This window comes from Mycobacterium sp. ST-F2 (assembly GCF_001905655.1).
In the GTDB taxonomy this organism is placed as follows: domain Bacteria; phylum Actinomycetota; class Actinomycetes; order Mycobacteriales; family Mycobacteriaceae; genus Mycobacterium.
This window is the reverse complement of the sequence record NZ_JMHT01000070.1, coordinates 20,980-37,304: the sequence shown is the minus strand read 5'-3', so window position 1 is coordinate 37,304 and position 16,325 is coordinate 20,980. Positions and strand designations below refer to the sequence as shown.

Here is a 16,325-nt window from a genome sequence, read left to right as displayed (position 1 = left end):
TCGCAGGAGTTCAGCGAGGACGCACACTCAACTGCAGCAAGCGCCGCAGGAGAGCCGACACGCCGACCGTGCCCGCCGGTTTCACTCCAGCGTCATCCGACGCTCGATGCCGATCGCGTCGAGGAAGCGCTCGTCGTGGCTGACGACGATGAACGCACCCCGGTAGGCATTCAGCGCCGACTCCAATTGCGCGACGCTGACCAGGTCGAGGTTGTTGGTCGGCTCGTCGAGCAGCAGCAGGTGCGGCGCCGGTTCGGCGTACAGCACGCACGCCAGCGTCGCGCGCAGCCGCTCCCCGCCCGAGAGCACCGAGACCGGTAGGTCAATCCTGTTGTCCTGGAACAGGAACTGCGCCAGCAGGTGCCGCCTGCGGGTGATGCTCAGAGTCGGAGCCCAGGACATCAGGTTCTCCAGGACGCTGCGCTGCTCGTCCAGCAGGTCGAGGCGCTGTGACAGATAGGCGATCCGGCCGTCGCCCCGGGTCAGGGTGCCGGCATCGGGCTCGAGATCGCCGTTGATCATCCGGAGCAGCGTGGACTTGCCCGCGCCATTGCGGCCGGTCAGGGCAATGCGTTCAGGCCCACGGATGTCGATGTCGATGCCGTTGTCGGCGAACAGCATCCGACCGTCGCGCTGGATGTTCAGCCCGGTCGCGCTCAAGACCGTGCGACCCGCGGGCACTTCCGTGTCGGGCAGATCAAGGGCGATGACGTCGTCGTCGCGCACCGCGCGTTCGGCGGCGTCCAGGCGCGCCCGGGCGTCATCGACGCGGCGGGCATGAACCTCATCGGCGCGGCCGGCAGACTCCTGGGCATTGCGCTTGAGTTGTCCGGCAACGATTTTCGGCAGGCCGGCATCCTTCACGTTCCGCGCGGCAGTGCCGGCTCGGCGGGCCGCACGTTCCCGCGCCTGCTGCATCTGACGCTTCTGGAGCTTGAGTTGCGACTCCGCGTTGCGCATCTCATCCACCGCGGCACGTTGCGCGTCGGCGACAGCGTCCTGGTAGGCGGAGAAATTCCCGCCGAAGAACTGGATGTCACTGTCACGCAGTTCGGCGATGCGGTCCATGTGGTCCAGCAGCTCACGGTCGTGACTGATCAGCAGCAACGCACCCGAGTATCGGTCGAGCTCGTCGTAAAGCCGTTGTCGTGCCGCGGAATCCAGATTGTTGGTGGGTTCGTCGAGCAGCAGGACGTCGGGTCGCCGCAGCAATTGTGCGGCCAGGCCCAGGGTGATCACCTCGCCGCCGGACAACGTGCCGAGCACGCGGTCGAGCGAGACGTCGAGGCCCAGCCGCGCCAACTGCGCGGTGCAGCGTTCCTCGATGTCCCAATCGTCGCCGATGGCGGCGAACACCGCTTCGGAGGCGTCGCCGTCTGCCAGCGCCGCCAATGCTGCCAAAATGGGTGCCACGCCGAGCATTTCGGCGACGGTCAGATCGGTCGCGAACGTCAGCGTCTGCGGCAGGTAGCCGAGCGAGCCGTCGACGGTGATGCTGCCGCCCGTCGGTTGCAGTTCTCCGGCAATGAGTTTGAGCAGTGTGCTCTTGCCGGCGCCGTTCGGGGCGACCAGTCCAGTGCGGCCGACGCCGACGGTGAACGACAGATCCGAGAACAGCTCGGTGTCGTCAGGCCAGGAAAACGACACGTGGGAACAGGTAATGGAAGACATGCAAAAGCTCTCGTGAGAGTGACAGGGCGAGGGCGTACTCCGGTTATCCGGAGATGTCTTCTCCCAGCATGTTTTCGGCCCACCTCGGTTGACAGCAGTTGCAGAACCCACAGTACTCACGGGCGCAACTGAATTATCTCCGGTCAGTATCCGCGCAGTTGATCCAGCTGTCGCCGTTCACGTTTGGTGGGCCGGCCGGCTCCCCGGTCGCGGACGGGCACCGCGGGCATGGTCTCTTTGGCCGGCGGCGGCGGACTGCGGTCGATCAGGCATTCCGGCACGACGGCTGCACCCACTCGCTTGGCGATGGGCCGGATGACCTCGACGATGCGCTCGCGCCCGTCGAGCCGCACCCGGACCTCGTCGCCGGGGCTGACCAACTGCGCCGGTTTCACGGTGACGCCGTTGACGCGGACGTGTCCAGCCCGGCAGGCGGCGGCCGCCAGCGACCGGGTCTTGGTGATCCGGACGGCGAAAATCCAGCTGTCGACGCGGACGCTACTCAACGTGTCAGGTACCGCCGCAGGATGTCGGTGACCGCGGTGATGTCCGCCGTCGTCACCCGCTCGTCGACCTTGTGTGCCAGGTTCGGGTCGCCCGGTCCGTAGTTGACGGCCGGAATGCCAAGGGCGGCAAAGCGTGCCACGTCGGTCCAGCCGTACTTGGCGCGCACCTGTCCCCCGGCGGCCGCGACCAGCGCGGCCGCGGCCGGCTGCGTCAGCCCGGGCAGGGCACCGGCGGCGGAGTCGGTCAGTTCGATCCGCACGTCGAGACCGGCAAAGACCTCGTGCACATGCGCGAGCGCCTGCTCGACGCTGCGGTCCGGCGCGAACCGGAAGTTGACGGTGACCGACGCGGCGTCGGGGATGACGTTGCCGGCGATGCCGCCGTCGATCCGGACCGCGGACAGTCCCTCGCGGTAGACGCACCCGTCGATGTCGACCTGGCGGGCCTGGTAGGACGTGAGCCGGTCCAGCACCGCGCCGAGCTTGTGAATGGCGTTGTCCCCCAGCCATGATCGCGCCGAATGCGCACGCGTTCCCGTGGCGTGGATGATGACGCGCAAGGTGCCCTGGCACCCGGCTTCGATGAGGCCGCCCGAGGGCTCGCCCAAGATCGCGACGTCGGCCTCGAGCCAGTCGGGCAGTTCCCGTTCGATGCGGCCGAGGCCGTTGGCGCTGGACTCGATCTCCTCGCAGTCGTACATGACGAGGGTGATGTCGTGCGTCGGCTCGGCGATGGTGGCGGCCAGGTGCAGGAACACCGCGTCGCCGGCCTTCATGTCCGAGGTGCCGCAGCCCCAGAGCTCGCCGCCCTCGATCCGGCTCGGCAGGTTGTCGGCGGCAGGGACGGTGTCGGTGTGCCCGGCGAGCAGCACCCGCGAGGGCCGGCCGAGGTTGGTGCGGGCCAGCACGGCGTCGCCGTTGCGGATCACTTCGAAGTGCGGGGCCTGCGCCTTGAGCGCGGCCTCGATCTCGTCGGCGATGAGCTGTTCGTGCCGCGATTCACTGGGAATGTCGACCAGCGCTGCGGTCAGAGCGATCGGGTCGGCGGTGAGATCCAGCATTCAGCCAGGTTAGTCGGTCCCCAAGCTCAGGCGGCCGCGCGCAGGGCCCGGATGGCGGGTGCCGTCGAGGCGGCCAGCAGCGTCGAGCGGTCGGCCGGGTAGCGCACATCGATGACGGCGTCGTCACCGAACCGGTAGGGCTTGCCAAGAATCAAGCCCGCCAACTGCTTTCGCATCCGGGACAGTTCGGCCCGCACCGTGACCACCCGGCTCCGGTCACCGTAGAGGTCCTCGGCAAGCTCCGATGCCGAGCGACCGTTCCGGTGGATCGCCAGCATCAGCAGGATTTCGGCGTGCCGCAGCGAGATGTCATGGCGCCAGCCACCGAACTGCCCGGCCATCTCGAGGACGGGGGCACTGCGCAGGTCCAGGACGACGCGGGGTGGCGGTCGCGTCGTCGTCGGCCGCGGCGGTCGATGGCCGGACCAGCCACCCGCCGGGGAGGATCTCGACGTCGCAGCGCCCGAGGGTCGGGATCCACGCCCGCCCCGGGGCCAGTTCGTCGGGCAGCAGAATCCGGTTGTGCAGCGGCATCTGGTCGACGGCGGCCACCCAGCCGTCGGCGTCGACCGCCAGCGCCGGGCTGCCGATCCGGGCCAGGATGGGCGCGGCGACCATCCGCAGCCGGTTCAGCGTCCGGTCATGCTGTTCCCGCAGGTGAGCTTCGGCGAGCCGCGCGACCGCGTCGACCAGCGCGACGGTGGTGGGGTGCACCGTGGCGGCCGGCCCCGAGACATCGACGACGCCGATGACCTGGCCGGTGCGCGGGTCGCGGACCGGGGCACCCGCGCAGGTCCAGGCGTGGTGGCTGCGCAGGAAATGCTCGGCGGAGAACACCTGCACGGCCCGGTTGGACGCCAGTGCCGTGCCGATGGCATTGGTGCCGACGGCACCCTCGCCCCAGTTGGCACCCTCGACGAACCCGAGCCGGTCGGCCTTACCCAGCACGGCCGCCGACCCCGACCGCCACAGCACCCGGCCCCGCGCATCAGCCAGCACCAGGATGTTGTCCCCTTCGGCGACAATCGATTCCAATCCGCGCGACACGTCGTCGAGCACCGTGAGCAGGCCCGACGACTTGCGCAGCGCGTCGAGCCCGGAGGCTTCGATGACCGGCGGGATGTGGGTGTCGGGGTTGACGCCGCGGGCCAGCATCCGCTGCCAGGATTCGCCGATCACGTCGCGGGGCCGCGCCGGGGCGCGCCCACCGGACATGGTTGCGTCGTAGACAGCCGACATCAACCGCGCGTAACTGCGCGGGTCCTCGCCAACGGCTACCGCTGGTTCAGGCACGGCCGGGCTCTGCATCAACGCCGATTGTGCTCCGCATGTCAGCGATACACCAGGCCACCGTCGATCAGGCCGGCCTGCCCGGTCATGTAATCGGCGTCAGGTCCGGCGAGATACGACACGAATCCGGCGACATCGTCGGGGGTTTCCGCACGGCCCAGGGCGATCCCGCCGACGAACTTGGCGTACGTCTCGCCGACCGGGGCGCCGGTGAGTTCGGCGAACCGCTTGTCGATCTCGACCCACATATCGGTGCCCACCACACCGGGACAGTAGGCGTTGACGGTGATGCCGTCGGCGGCGTGTTCCTTGGCGGCGGCCTGAGTCAGGGCGCGCACGGCGAATTTGGTGGCGCTGTAAGGCCCGAGCATGGCGAAGCCGTCGTGCCCGGCGATCGACGAGGCGTTGATGATTTTGCTGATCTTGCCTTCGGCCTGGTTGCCGAGTTCCTTGAATTTCGCGACGGCAGCCTGAATGCCCCACAGCACGCCGTCGACGTTGATGGACCACAACCGCTGCAGGTCCTCCGGCGTGACGTCGGCGATGGGGCCGACCAGCGCGACACCGGCGTTGTTCACCATGATGTCCAGTCCGCCGAGTTCGGTCGCGACATAGTCGACGGCGGCGAACACCTGATCTCGACTGCTGATATCGGCGACGAAAGTGGTGAATTTGCAGCCGATTTCGGATACCTCGGCGGCCACCTCTGCCAGCGGGTCGGCTTCCACGTCGACGAGCGCGACGTCGGCGCCGTCACGCGCCAGCCGCAGCGCGATACCGCGCCCGATGCCGCGACCGGCCCCGGTGACCAGGGCTACTTTTCCTGCCAGTGTCATTGCTGTTTCTCCGCTCATCGCGTCGGGTCGACCAGAACTTTCATCTTGTTCCCCGCGTGCAGCGCTTCGAATCCCTCGGCGACCACGTCACCGATCGGAATCTGGGCCACCCACCCGGTGGTGTCGTAGGCGCCCTGGGCCATCAGCGCGATGACGGCCTCGAAATCGGCACCGGTGTAACACAACGAGCCCTGGATGCGGGACTCGTTCATCACGAGGTTCAAAAGCGGTGTCTGCAGCGGCTTTTCGTAGATCGCGACGCTGACCATCGGCTTGCGGGACCCGATGCAGGCCAGTGCCGTCTCGACGGCGGGAGTGACGCCGGCGGCGTCGAACGCCGCGTCGGCTCCGGCGCCGTAGGTGTGATCGGCGATGAAGCCGGGCACGTCGGTGGTCGTCGGATCCAGCGTCGCCGCACCGAGCGCTTCGATGGCGGCGCGCCGGACCGGTGACGGCTCGACGACGAACACATCCTGAAGGCCCTTGCCGCGCAACGCAAACCACAACCCGATGCCGATCGGCCCGGCGCCGAAGACCATCGCGGTGTCACCGGGGCTGACGTCGCCGAGCGTCGCCGCGTGATAGGCCACCGACATCGGTTCGACGAGCGCCCCGAGCTCCAGCGAGACATTGTCGGGCAGCCGGTGCAGCATGTTCGTGGGCACGACGGTGTACTCGGCCATACCGCCGTCGGACATCAGGCCGTGGAAACCGATCTGCTGACAGACGTTGTAGTTGCCCGCCGCGCAGGGGCGGCAGTGGCCGCATTTGTAGATGGGCTCGACGGCCACCCGGTCGCCCTCGCGCCACTCGGTGACGCCGGCGCCGACGGCCGTGACGGTGCCGGAGAACTCGTGGCCCAGCGTCAGCGGGAGTTCCTGATGCGTCAGCGGGTGCGGTTGCGTGGGGACGAAGATGGGGCCGGCGTAGTACTCGTGCAGGTCGGTGCCGCAGATGCCGTTGAAGCCGACCTGCAGTTGCACCTGGCCCGGCCCGGGAGTCGGGATGGCGACGTCCTCGACAGCGAGTTTGTTGGGTCCGTAGTAGACAGCTGCTCTCATGCGACCAGTTGTATGTGACCGCGGCCACACTCCGACAGAGTTGCAGGAGGTTGCAACGCTGCAACGTGGTGCAACTCTTGTCGGAGGTTGCTCCATGCGTGTGTCCTGGGTCACATGACCGCAACACTGGAACCCACCACCGCCATCTCGCCGCAGGAGCGCGTCGAGAACTGGCTCGCGAACTTCGAAGCGGCGCTGGCCGCGCAGGACATCGACCGTGTCGTCGGGATGTTCGCCGTCGACAGCTTCTGGCGCGACCTGGTCGCCTTCACCTGGAACATCAAGACCGTGGAAGGCCGCGACCAGATCGCCGGCATGCTGCGGGCGAGGCTGGCCGACACGACGCCGTCCGGGTTCCGGACGCGCGAACCCGCCACCGCCGACGGCGATGTGACGTCGGCGTTCATCGAGTTCGAGACGGCCACCGGCCGCGGCTACGGACACCTGCGGCTGCGCGGCGACGAGGGCTGGACGCTGCTGACGACGTTGCAGGAACTCAAGGGACACGAGGAGCGCAAAGGCGCGACCCGCGTGCTCGGCGCGGTGCACGGGTCCGACCCCGACCCGCGGTCGTGGGCCGAGAAGCGCGCCGAGGAAGAAGCGACGCTGGGCCGCGAGGCGCAGCCGTATGTACTGGTGATCGGCGGCGGCCAGGGCGGCATCGCTTTGGGTGCTCGCCTGCGTCAGCTCGGGGTGCCGTCCATCGTGGTCGACAAGCACGAGCGGCCCGGCGACCAGTGGCGTAAGCGCTACAAGTCGCTGTGCCTGCACGACCCGGTCTGGTACGACCACCTGCCGTACCTGCCCTTCCCCGCCAACTGGCCGGTGTTCGCGCCGAAGGACAAGGTCGGCGACTGGCTGGAGTTCTACACGAAGGTGATGGAGGTGCCGTACTGGTCGCGCACCGAATGCCTCTCGGCCACTTACGATTCCGAGGCAGGCCGCTGGACCGTCGAGGTGAACCGTGACGGCGAGCGCCTGACCCTGCACCCGACGCAACTTGTCCTGGCGACCGGGATGTCCGGGAAGCCCAGCATCCCAACGCTTCCCGGCCAGGACGTCTTCGCCGGGGAACAGCACCACTCTTCGGCCCACCCCGGCCCCGACCGGTACGTCGGCAAGAAGGTCGTCGTGGTGGGGTCCAACAATTCGGCGCACGACATCTGTAAAGCCCTGTACGAGAACGGCGTCGACGTCACGATGCTGCAGCGTTCGTCGACGCACGTCGTCAAATCGGATTCGCTGATGGATCTCGGTCTCGGTGACCTGTACTCCGAGCGCGCGGTGGCCGCGGGCATGACGACCGAGAAGGCCGACCTGACCTTCGCGTCACTGCCGTACGCGATCATGGCCGACTTTCAGCGGCCCATCTACGACGCAATCAGGGAGCGGGACAAGGACTTCTACTCGCGCTTGGAGGCCGCCGGTTTCGAGCTGGACTTCGGCGACGACGACTCCGGCCTGTTCATGAAGTACCTGCGCCGCGGCTCGGGCTACTACATCGACGTCGGCGCGTGCGAGCTGGTGGCCAACGGGTCGATCAAGTTGGCGCACGGCCAGGTCTCTCACCTCACCGAGAACGCCGTGGTGCTGGCCGACGGCACCGAACTGCCCGCCGACGTCGTCGTCTACGCGACCGGCTACGGCTCGATGAACGGCTGGGCGGCCGACCTGATGGGTCAGGAGATCGCCGACCGCGTCGGCAAGGTGTGGGGCCTGGGCAGCGGCACCGCAAAGGACCCCGGCCCGTGGGAGGGCGAGCAGCGCAACATGTGGAAGCCCACGCAGCAGGAGAACCTGTGGTTCCACGGCGGCAACCTGCACCAGTCCCGGCACTACTCGCTGTACCTCGCGCTGCAGCTCAAGGCCCGCTACGAGGGCATCCCGACGCCGGTCTACGGGTTGCAGGAGGTCCATCACCTGCAGTGAGCGATCTGGGGGCGCTGCCCGCTCGTGGGTGGTGCCCCCAGCTCGGCGCTGGTTCAGTAACCTTGGCCGACGTGGCTACTTCTTCTGGTGCATCTGGCATCGGCATCGCAACCATCACCGCCGACGGAACCGTCCTCGACACCTGGTTCCCGGCACCCGAACTGAACGCCGACGCCGCGGCCGGCCCGGTCCCCGCTGAGCTGGAAGCCCTCGTCGGCACCGATGAGGACCGCGGCGTGCGCACCGAGATCGTGCGCACCACCATCGCCTCGCTGGACGACAAGCCCGCCGACGCGCACGACGCCTACCTGCGGCTGCACCTGCTGTCGCACCGTCTGGTCGCGCCCCACGGCGCCAACATGGACGGCATCTTCGGGCTGCTGACCAACGTGGTGTGGACCAACTTCGGCCCCTGCGCGGTCGAGGGCTTCGAGACCGTCCGCGCCAAGCTGCGTCGTCGCGGCCCGGTCACCGTGTTCGGCGTCGACAAGTTCCCCCGCATGGTCGACTACGTGCTGCCGACCGGCGTGCGCATCGCCGACGCCGACCGGGTCCGCCTGGGCGCGCACCTGGCGTCCGGCACGACCGTCATGCACGAGGGCTTCGTCAACTTCAACGCCGGCACCCTGGGCACGTCGATGGTCGAGGGCCGCATCTCGGCGGGCGTCGTCGTCGACGACGGGTCCGACGTCGGTGGCGGCGCGTCGATCATGGGCACGCTGTCCGGTGGCGGCAAAGAGGTCATCTCGGTGGGCAAGCGCTGCCTGCTGGGCGCCAACGCCGGCCTGGGCATCTCGCTGGGCGACGACTGCGTCATCGAGGCCGGCCTGTACGTCACCGGCGGCACCAAGGTGACCACCGCCGACGGTCAGACCATCAAGGCCAAGGAACTGTCCGGCTCGAACAACCTGTTGTTCCGCCGCAACTCGGTCAGCGGCGCGGTGGAGGTCGTCAAGCGCGACGGCACCGGCATCACGCTCAACGAGGCGCTGCACGCCAACTGACGGCTGCTCTCAACGGAAAAGGGTCGCTCGGCTGTGCCGGGCGACCCTTTCGCTGTCACGCCCACCTGATTCGTAGGGATTTCCCTGATATCGCTGCACTCACGCCGTCGATAGCGTCAGCTACACGCCTGGTGAATCAGGCACCGTCCTGACGATCGCGTAGGGGCCACCATGAGCATCCGAACACTCACCCGATGCGTCGTCGCGGCAACGGCTTCCGCAGGGCTGTTCCTGCCGGTCCCGGCGGCGAGCGCTGACGTGCTGCCCAACGGACTCGACGTGACCTGCACCGTCATCAAGGACTCCACGGCCAGCTGCCTCATCGCCGGGTGCCCGCGAGTGCACGGGGACTACGTGGTCGACGCCGTGCACATCATCGCGTACACCTATCAGGTCGAAAAAGAGTTCAAGTGCATCAACGGCGGTAAAGCCACCTACACCACCACATTCAAGGACTTCGGACCGCACACGATCCATGTCCAGGCGTGCCGCAAGAAGGACTTCGAAGGCGACTGGTGCGGCCCGTGGTCGGACTACACGTTCAACCAACCGAAGGACGCCCCACCGCCACCGCAAGATGTTCCGGACCAGCCGCCGGCCAAACAAGCCGCACCGCCCGTGACCTGTCCTGCAGGGTCACCCACGCCGACGGTGCCTGCCGGCCAGACCTGCGCACCGGTTCCCGATGTCACCAACGCAATTCAGGCATCGTTCGGCGACCCCACTCTCTCGAAACTCGCCTTCAACGTCACCAATACCTCGAGCATCACGGCAAGCTGCAACTACACCGCGACAGCCGACACGATCAATCCATTGGTCCCCAAGACAACAACCCGGCAGTTCACCGTTCCCGCAAACGGCAGCCACACCGAAACATTCACGGGGGCACCAACATTGACGACCTACAACGTCGTGCTGTCATGCAAGGACGCCAGCGGCAAACAGCAGGCCGAGCTCGGACACGTCACCACCTCGGTGCGGTGGTGAACGAAATACGTTCACATCAGGACTACCCGGCCCAGGGGCCGACGCCCGTCACCTTCTCGATGGTGATGCGGGTCAGGAATCCCGGCGGCGCGGCGGCCGGTGGGAACTGGCCGTTGAACTCCGGCGCCATCACGTTGGTCAGCCGGGTCAGCACTTCGGGCGCCCCGCCCTCGACGACGCGGGCCGTGCCGCTGATCGCGAGGTAGGGATTCACCGATGCAGCGCCCCGGTCAGCGCCGATGATGGTCACCGCGACCCGGGGGTCGCGGCGCATGTTGCGCAGCTTCTTGTAGTCGGCAAGGTGCGCGCTGACCAGCTCGTCACCCTGCAGTTCCACCCAGACCACCGAAACCTGTGGGCTGCCATCGGTATTGAGGGTCACAAGAGTTGCGTTGGCGCCGTTTCCGATGAGGGCGCGGGCTTCGTCGCTGAGTTGCATGCTGCGTATAAGGCTCGGAGGAGTCAGCGCATTCCCTCCGATGCCAAACCTGCTGTGACTCTGGCAGCGTCGTCATGGATGTATATGCGATGACGCCGCTGTCAGAGTCACATCAGGTCAGCAGCTTCTTCTGGACCTTGCCCATGGCGTTGCGGGGCAGGCTGTCGACCAGGCGCACCTCGCGCGGTCGCTTGTGCACCGAGAGTTGTTGGGCCACAAAGTCGATGAGTTCTTGCGACGACGCCGACCCGACGACGAAGGCGACGATCCGCTGCCCCAGGTCGTCGTCGGGCACGCCGACCACCGCGGCCTCCGCCACAGCGGGGTGACCCAGCAGAACGGTCTCGATCTCCCCGGCGCCGATCCGGTAGCCACCGGACTTGATGAGGTCGACCGACTCGCGGCCGACGACGCGGTGCATGCCACCCTCGTCGACCACGGCGACGTCGCCGGTGCGGTACCAGCCGTCCTCACCCAGCACCTCGGCTGTCGCCTCGGGCCGGTTGAGGTAGCCACTGAACATCGTCGGCGCGGAAACCTCCAGGCGCCCAATGGTTTCCCCGTCGTGCGGCACGGGCGATCCGTCTTCGGCAACCAGCCGGGTCTGCACCCCGTCGAGCGGGAGCCCGACCCAGCCGGCGCGGCGCTCGCCGTCGACCCGGGTGGAGAGGGTGATCAGCGATTCGGTGCTGCCGTAGCGCTCCATCGGCGCATGTCCGGTGAGCCGGACCAGGTCGTCGAACACCGGAACCGGCAGCGCAGCGCTGCCCGACACCAGCAATCGGGCGCCGCGCAAAGCCTGGGCCGCGGCGGTATCGGCCACCACGCGGGACCAGACGGTCGGCACCCCGAAGTACAGCGAACCGCCGGCGGCGGCATAGGCCTCCGGCGTGGGTTTTCCGGTGTGCACGAACCGATTTCCGATACGCAGCGAGCCCAGCAAGCCGAGGATGAGGCCGTGCACGTGGAATAGGGGCAGGCCGTGCACCAGCGTGTCGGCCGGGGTCCAGGCCCAGGCCTTGGCCAGCGCGTCGATATCGGCGGCGATGGCGCGGCGGCTGATCACCACGCCCTTGGGCAGTCCGGTCGTGCCGGAGGTGTACATGATCAGGGCCGTCGAATCAGGGGACGGTTCGGCGTAGCGGTGCCAGGACCGGGCGTGCAACCGCACCGGGATAACGGGCAGCCCTTCGCTCTCCTCGGGCGCCTCCCCCAGCCAGGCCTGCGCACCGGAGTCGGTGATCATGTGCCGGCGTTCGGCGGCGCCGACGTCGGCGGGCACGGGAACAGCCGGCACCCCCGCGATGAGGCAGCCGGCGATGGCGAGGACCGTCTTGGCGGTGGGCCGGGCCAGCACCGCCACCAATGACGCTCCGGCGACGCGCTCGGCCACCGATGTCGCCGCCCCGACCAGATCGCTGCGGGACAACACCGTGCCGTCGATGCGTACCGCGTCGTCGAGGTCGTGCCCGGCAGCCACCACGGCCGGGTTGAGGGAGGTCAGCAGCATGTGCGTGAGGCTACTCTGGGCGGGTGGACCCGATCGAGAGAGTGGCCAGTCGTGAGGTGTACCGCAACAACTGGATGACGGTGCGCGAAGACGACATCCGCCGTCCCGACGGCTCCACCGGGATCTACGGCGTGGTGGACAAACCCACGTACGCACTGGTGATCGCCCGGGACGGCGACCGGTACCGGATGGTCGAACAGTTCAGATATCCAATCGGGTTGCGGCGCTGGGAGTTTGTCCAGGGCACGGCGCCAGGCACGCTCGACGGGAACGAGCCCGCGCCCGCTGATCTGGCCGCGCAGGAACTCCGTGAGGAGACCGGGCTACGGGCCGTGACGTGGCAGGTGTTGGGCCAACTCGACGTCGCGCCAGGGATGTGCAGCCAGCGCGGCTGGGCCTACCTCGCCACCGACGTCACCGAAGGCGAGCACGAGCGTGAGCATGAGGAACAGGACATGCACAGCGAGTGGTTCACCGCCGCGCAGATCGAGGACATGATCCGCGCCGGCGAGATCACCGATGCCCAGTCGCTGGCGGCGTGGACGCTGCTGCGGTTGTCATCGACGCCGTGATCGCCCGCGTTCACCCAAACAGGTTCTCGGACAACGGCGTCGGGGAACCGAACCGGTGCGCCGTCACCGCGATCGCCTGTTCGTGCAGGAACGTCAGTAGCTCGATGCGCCCCGCTTCGACAACCGGCCCCGCGTAGAGCGCGATGCCGACGTTGCCGGCACTGTCGCGGGCGAACTGTTCCCGGCTACCGCCGAGCAGTCGAACCCGTCCAGGGGCCTTGTCGCGCAGCGTGTTCCGCCACGACACCTCGTCCTCGACGCGAGAGTCGACACCGGCTGCCGTCAACGTGTTGACGATCGCCGCGTCCAGCGGTTCCCGCGTGGAGACGGTGACAGCGGAACCGGCCAGGATTCCTGCCCCGACCACCCGCAGCAGGGCTGTCGGATCAGCGTTCTCGGCACGCACCGTCACCGGCACGGGCAGGTACCGGAAGACGTTCTTCTCCGCCATCAGGGCCGACACATCGCGCGCCACACCGAACTCCGTCGCCCAGGCATGTGCGTCGGATCCGAAGGACCGGGCGAGGAAATCCCGTTCTCCGGCATCCAGCCCGAACGTCGTTGCGGCGTCCAGGATCGCGCGTACCGACGGTGATACCGAAGCCGTCCGGGTCGCCGGCGCGGAACGCCAATCACTCAGCCCGATAAGGTAATTCGGGCCACCGGCCTTCGCGCCCGCACCAACCGCCGACTTCTTCCACCCGCCGAACGGCTGGCGCCGCACGATGGCCCCGACCGTGGAGCGGTTCACGTAGGCGTTGCCGGCCTCGACGCGGTCGAGCCACTGTTCGATCTCGCCGCGGTCCAGGCTGTGCAGGCCCGCGGTCAGGCCGTAGTCGACCTGGTTCTGAATGGCCATCGCCTCGTCGAGGTCATCGGCGGCGATGAGCCCCAGAACCGGACCGAAGTATTCGGTCAGGTGGAACTCCGAGCCGCGCCGCACTCCGGTCTTCACCCCCGGCGACCAGAGCCGTCCGGTGTCGTCGAGTTGGCGGGGCGCCACCAGCCACTGCTCCCCCGGCGAGAGCTGCGTGAGGGCGCGCAGCAGTTTGCCGTGCGCGGGTTCGATGATGGGGCCCACCTGCACCGTCGGATCCGTCGGGTAGCCGACCTTCAGCGACGTGACGGCATCGACCAGCTGGTCGCGGAACCGCGCGGAGCGGGCGACGGAGCCCACCAGAATGCCCAGCGACGCTGCCGAACACTTCTGGCCCGCGTGCCCGAAGGCCGAGTACACCAGGTCTTTCACCGCGAGATCGAGATCGGCATGCGGCGTGACGATGATGGAGTTCTTGCCGCTGGTCTCGGCCAGTAGCGGCAGGTCGGGCCGGAAGCGGCGGAACAACTCGGCGGTCTCGAACGCGCCGGTGAGGATCAGCCGTCCAACCCGCGGGTCTGATACCAACTGAGTGCCGAGCTCGCCCTCATCGACGTGCACCAACTGCAGCACATCACGCGGTACCCCGGCGTCCCAAAGCGCTTGCACCATAACGGATCCACACCGCCTGGCCTGGATGGCAGGTTTGATGATGACGGGGCTACCCGCGGCCAGCGCGGCCAGCGCCGATCCGGCGGGGATCGCCACCGGGAAGTTCCATGGCGGCGTGACCACCGTCAATCCGGCCGGTACCGCGACGGCGCCGTCGACGGTGTCCAGGTTTTCCGCTTGTGCCGCATAGTAATTCGCGAAATCGATGGCCTCGGAGACCTCGGGATCGCCCTGATCCAGCGTCTTGCCGCACTCGGACGCCATCACCTCCAGCAATTCCGCCCGCGCTGCCTGCAGCGTTCCCGCGGCACGCCGAAGGACTGCCGCCCGCTGCGCACCGGACATCGCAGCCCACGTCGCGCCCGCGCTCACACCGTCGGTGATGATCGTGTCGAGCGCGGCCGCGCTCGACACAGTGTGCTCGGCGACCAGCTGCACGCCCGCCGACGACGCGGCGATCCGGCCGGTGATCGCCCGTCCCCACAGTCGATTACCGGGCAGTGCCGGATCGGTGTCGGCGACATTCGCGAACCCGCCGGCCGGGCTCACCGCTGCGCGCGGGTCATCGGTGCGGCGATCCTGGCGCCGGTTGGGCACCGGGATGACGCTCTCGCCAACGAGATCGGCGAGCGACGCGACGAACCGGTCCTTCTCGCGCTCGAACAGCGACTGGTCGTCGTGCAGCTCGAACACCGCGGACATGAAGTTGTCCTGGCTGGCACCTTCCTCCAGCCGACGCACGAGGTAGGCGATCGCTACGTCAAAGTCCTTGGGGTGCACCACCGGTACGTACAGCAGCAGCCCGCCGACGGTGCGCCGGACGGCTTCCGCCTGTGCCTCGGCCATCCCGAGCAGCATCTCGAACTCCACGCGATCCCGGACGCCACGACGCCCGGCGAGCGTCCACGCATAGGCGATGTCGAAGAGGTTGTGCCCGGCGACACCGATACGCACATTCGCGGCGTGCTCTGGCTGTAGGGCGTAATCCAGCACTCGCTTGTAATTGGTGTCCGTGTCCCGTTTGGTCGGCAGGGTCGCCACGGGCCAGTCGTGCAGCGAGGCCTCCACGTGTTCCATCGGCAGGTTGGCGCCCTTGACCAACCGAACCTTGATGCCCGCACCACCCCGTTCACGCCGGGCATGGGCCCAGCTCTGCAGTTGCATCATCGCGCTCAATGCATCGGGCAGGTAAGCCTGCAGGACGATCCCGGCTTCGAGGTCGAGCAGTTCGGGCCGGTCCAGCAGCTTGGTGAACACCGCGATGGTCAGCTCCAGGTCGCGGTACTCCTCCATGTCGAGGTTGATGAACTTCTTCGTCGGCGCGGTCGCCGCCTGGGTGAACAACGGCAGGAGGTTGGTCACGATGTGGTCGACGGCTTCGTCGAACGCCCACGGCGAGTGCGGCGGCACGGTGGCCGAGACCTTGATCGACACGTAGTCGACGTCGGGACGGGCGAGCAGCCGTTCGGTGCCCTCCAGCCGTCGGGCCGCCTCGGCCTGCCCCAGCACGGCCTCACCGAGCAGATTGATGTTGAGTCCCACGCCACGCTTGCGGATGCGTGCGATGGATCGTCCGAGGCGGCCATCGGTCGCGTCGACAAGGAGGTGGCCGACCATCTGGCGCAACGCCTTTCGGGCGACGGGAATGACCAGGCCGGGCGCGATCATCGACACCAGAGCACCGAGCTTGATCAACAGCCGTTCATGCGCCGGCAGGAAGCCGGGGGCGTTACGCGCGAGAGTGCGCAAGTTGGCAGCCGCCACCTTGTGGTCTTCGGGCCGGATCACGCGGTCGACGAATCCGACGGTGAAATCCAGACCATCAGGATCACGGAGGACATCGGCCAATCGCCGGCCGGCCGAGGGCACGGGCAGATGCGCGGCGTCGTCGAGCCAGTACCGGACCTGGGTCACTACCTCGTCGAGGAGGTCGTCCTTCTCACGGCTCAGCTGTGTCATCTGCCCATCAT

12 protein-coding genes and 1 pseudogene are annotated in these 16,325 nt (G+C 67.9%); 4 read left to right on the top strand and 9 right to left on the bottom strand.

Going from position 1 to position 16,325, the window contains the following annotated elements; all coding sequences use genetic code 11:
- Nucleotides 1–81 precede the first annotated feature (81 nt).
- The 6 genes and pseudogenes from abc-f to EB75_RS23380 all read right to left on the bottom strand — a co-directional run bounded on the left by abc-f (nucleotide 82) and on the right by EB75_RS23380 (nucleotide 6,425).
- A complete protein-coding gene (gene abc-f, locus EB75_RS23405; protein ID WP_073697653.1) occupies nucleotides 82–1,671 on the bottom strand; it encodes a ribosomal protection-like ABC-F family protein in 1,590 nt (529 codons plus the stop codon).
- Between the two features lie 143 nt (nucleotides 1,672–1,814).
- On the bottom strand, nucleotides 1,815–2,177 hold the full coding sequence (locus EB75_RS23400; RefSeq protein WP_073697652.1) for an RNA-binding S4 domain-containing protein: 363 nt from the start codon (nucleotides 2,175–2,177) through the stop codon (nucleotides 1,815–1,817).
- Nucleotides 2,174–3,238, bottom strand: coding sequence for a succinyl-diaminopimelate desuccinylase (gene dapE, locus EB75_RS23395; protein ID WP_073697651.1), 1,065 nt, complete (start codon nucleotides 3,236–3,238; stop codon nucleotides 2,174–2,176). The genes EB75_RS23400 and dapE overlap by 4 nt, the downstream gene beginning before the upstream one ends.
- Nucleotides 3,239–3,264: 26 nt before the next feature.
- Nucleotides 3,265–4,546, bottom strand: a pseudogene (locus EB75_RS23390) (GAF domain-containing protein).
- Between the two features lie 23 nt (nucleotides 4,547–4,569).
- On the bottom strand, nucleotides 4,570–5,364 hold the full coding sequence (locus EB75_RS23385) for an acetoin reductase (protein WP_073697650.1): 795 nt from the start codon (nucleotides 5,362–5,364) through the stop codon (nucleotides 4,570–4,572).
- A 14-nt stretch (nucleotides 5,365–5,378) separates the two neighbouring features.
- Complete coding sequence (locus EB75_RS23380) at nucleotides 5,379–6,425, bottom strand: 2,3-butanediol dehydrogenase (protein WP_073697649.1); 1,047 nt, start codon at nucleotides 6,423–6,425, stop codon at nucleotides 5,379–5,381.
- Between the two features lie 114 nt (nucleotides 6,426–6,539).
- On the opposite strand from EB75_RS23380, the gene EB75_RS23375 reads away from it, so the two are divergent.
- From EB75_RS23375 to EB75_RS23365, 3 genes are all read left to right on the top strand, one after another.
- Nucleotides 6,540–8,354 (top strand): NAD(P)/FAD-dependent oxidoreductase, encoded by a 1,815-nt coding sequence (locus EB75_RS23375; protein WP_073697648.1) that lies wholly within the window; start codon nucleotides 6,540–6,542, stop codon nucleotides 8,352–8,354.
- A gap of 71 nt (nucleotides 8,355–8,425) precedes the next feature.
- Nucleotides 8,426–9,358 (top strand): 2,3,4,5-tetrahydropyridine-2,6-dicarboxylate N-succinyltransferase, encoded by a 933-nt coding sequence (dapD, locus tag EB75_RS23370; protein ID WP_073697692.1) that lies wholly within the window; start codon nucleotides 8,426–8,428, stop codon nucleotides 9,356–9,358.
- A gap of 171 nt (nucleotides 9,359–9,529) precedes the next feature.
- The gene (locus tag EB75_RS23365) at nucleotides 9,530–10,345 is read left to right on the top strand and encodes a hypothetical protein (RefSeq protein WP_073697647.1); all 816 of its coding nucleotides are present in this window, start codon (nucleotides 9,530–9,532) and stop codon (nucleotides 10,343–10,345) included.
- Nucleotides 10,346–10,367: 22 nt separating this feature from the next.
- On the opposite strand, the gene EB75_RS23360 is transcribed toward EB75_RS23365, so the two are convergent.
- Nucleotides 10,368–10,784: a PPOX class F420-dependent oxidoreductase gene (locus EB75_RS23360; RefSeq protein ID WP_073697646.1), complete on the bottom strand. Its 417-nt coding sequence runs from the start codon at nucleotides 10,782–10,784 to the stop codon at nucleotides 10,368–10,370.
- Nucleotides 10,785–10,896: 112 nt separating this feature from the next.
- Nucleotides 10,897–12,294: an acyl-CoA synthetase gene (locus EB75_RS23355; protein WP_073697645.1), complete on the bottom strand. Its 1,398-nt coding sequence runs from the start codon at nucleotides 12,292–12,294 to the stop codon at nucleotides 10,897–10,899.
- Nucleotides 12,295–12,317: 23 nt separating this feature from the next.
- Here EB75_RS23355 and EB75_RS23350 point away from each other — a divergent pair, with 23 nt between their 5' ends.
- Nucleotides 12,318–12,866, top strand: coding sequence for an NUDIX domain-containing protein (locus tag EB75_RS23350; protein ID WP_073697644.1), 549 nt, complete (start codon nucleotides 12,318–12,320; stop codon nucleotides 12,864–12,866).
- A 10-nt stretch (nucleotides 12,867–12,876) separates the two neighbouring features.
- Here EB75_RS23350 and EB75_RS23345 read toward each other — a convergent pair whose 3' ends face one another.
- On the bottom strand, nucleotides 12,877–16,314 hold the full coding sequence (locus tag EB75_RS23345; protein WP_073697643.1) for a bifunctional proline dehydrogenase/L-glutamate gamma-semialdehyde dehydrogenase: 3,438 nt from the start codon (nucleotides 16,312–16,314) through the stop codon (nucleotides 12,877–12,879).
- Nucleotides 16,315–16,325 lie beyond the last annotated feature (11 nt).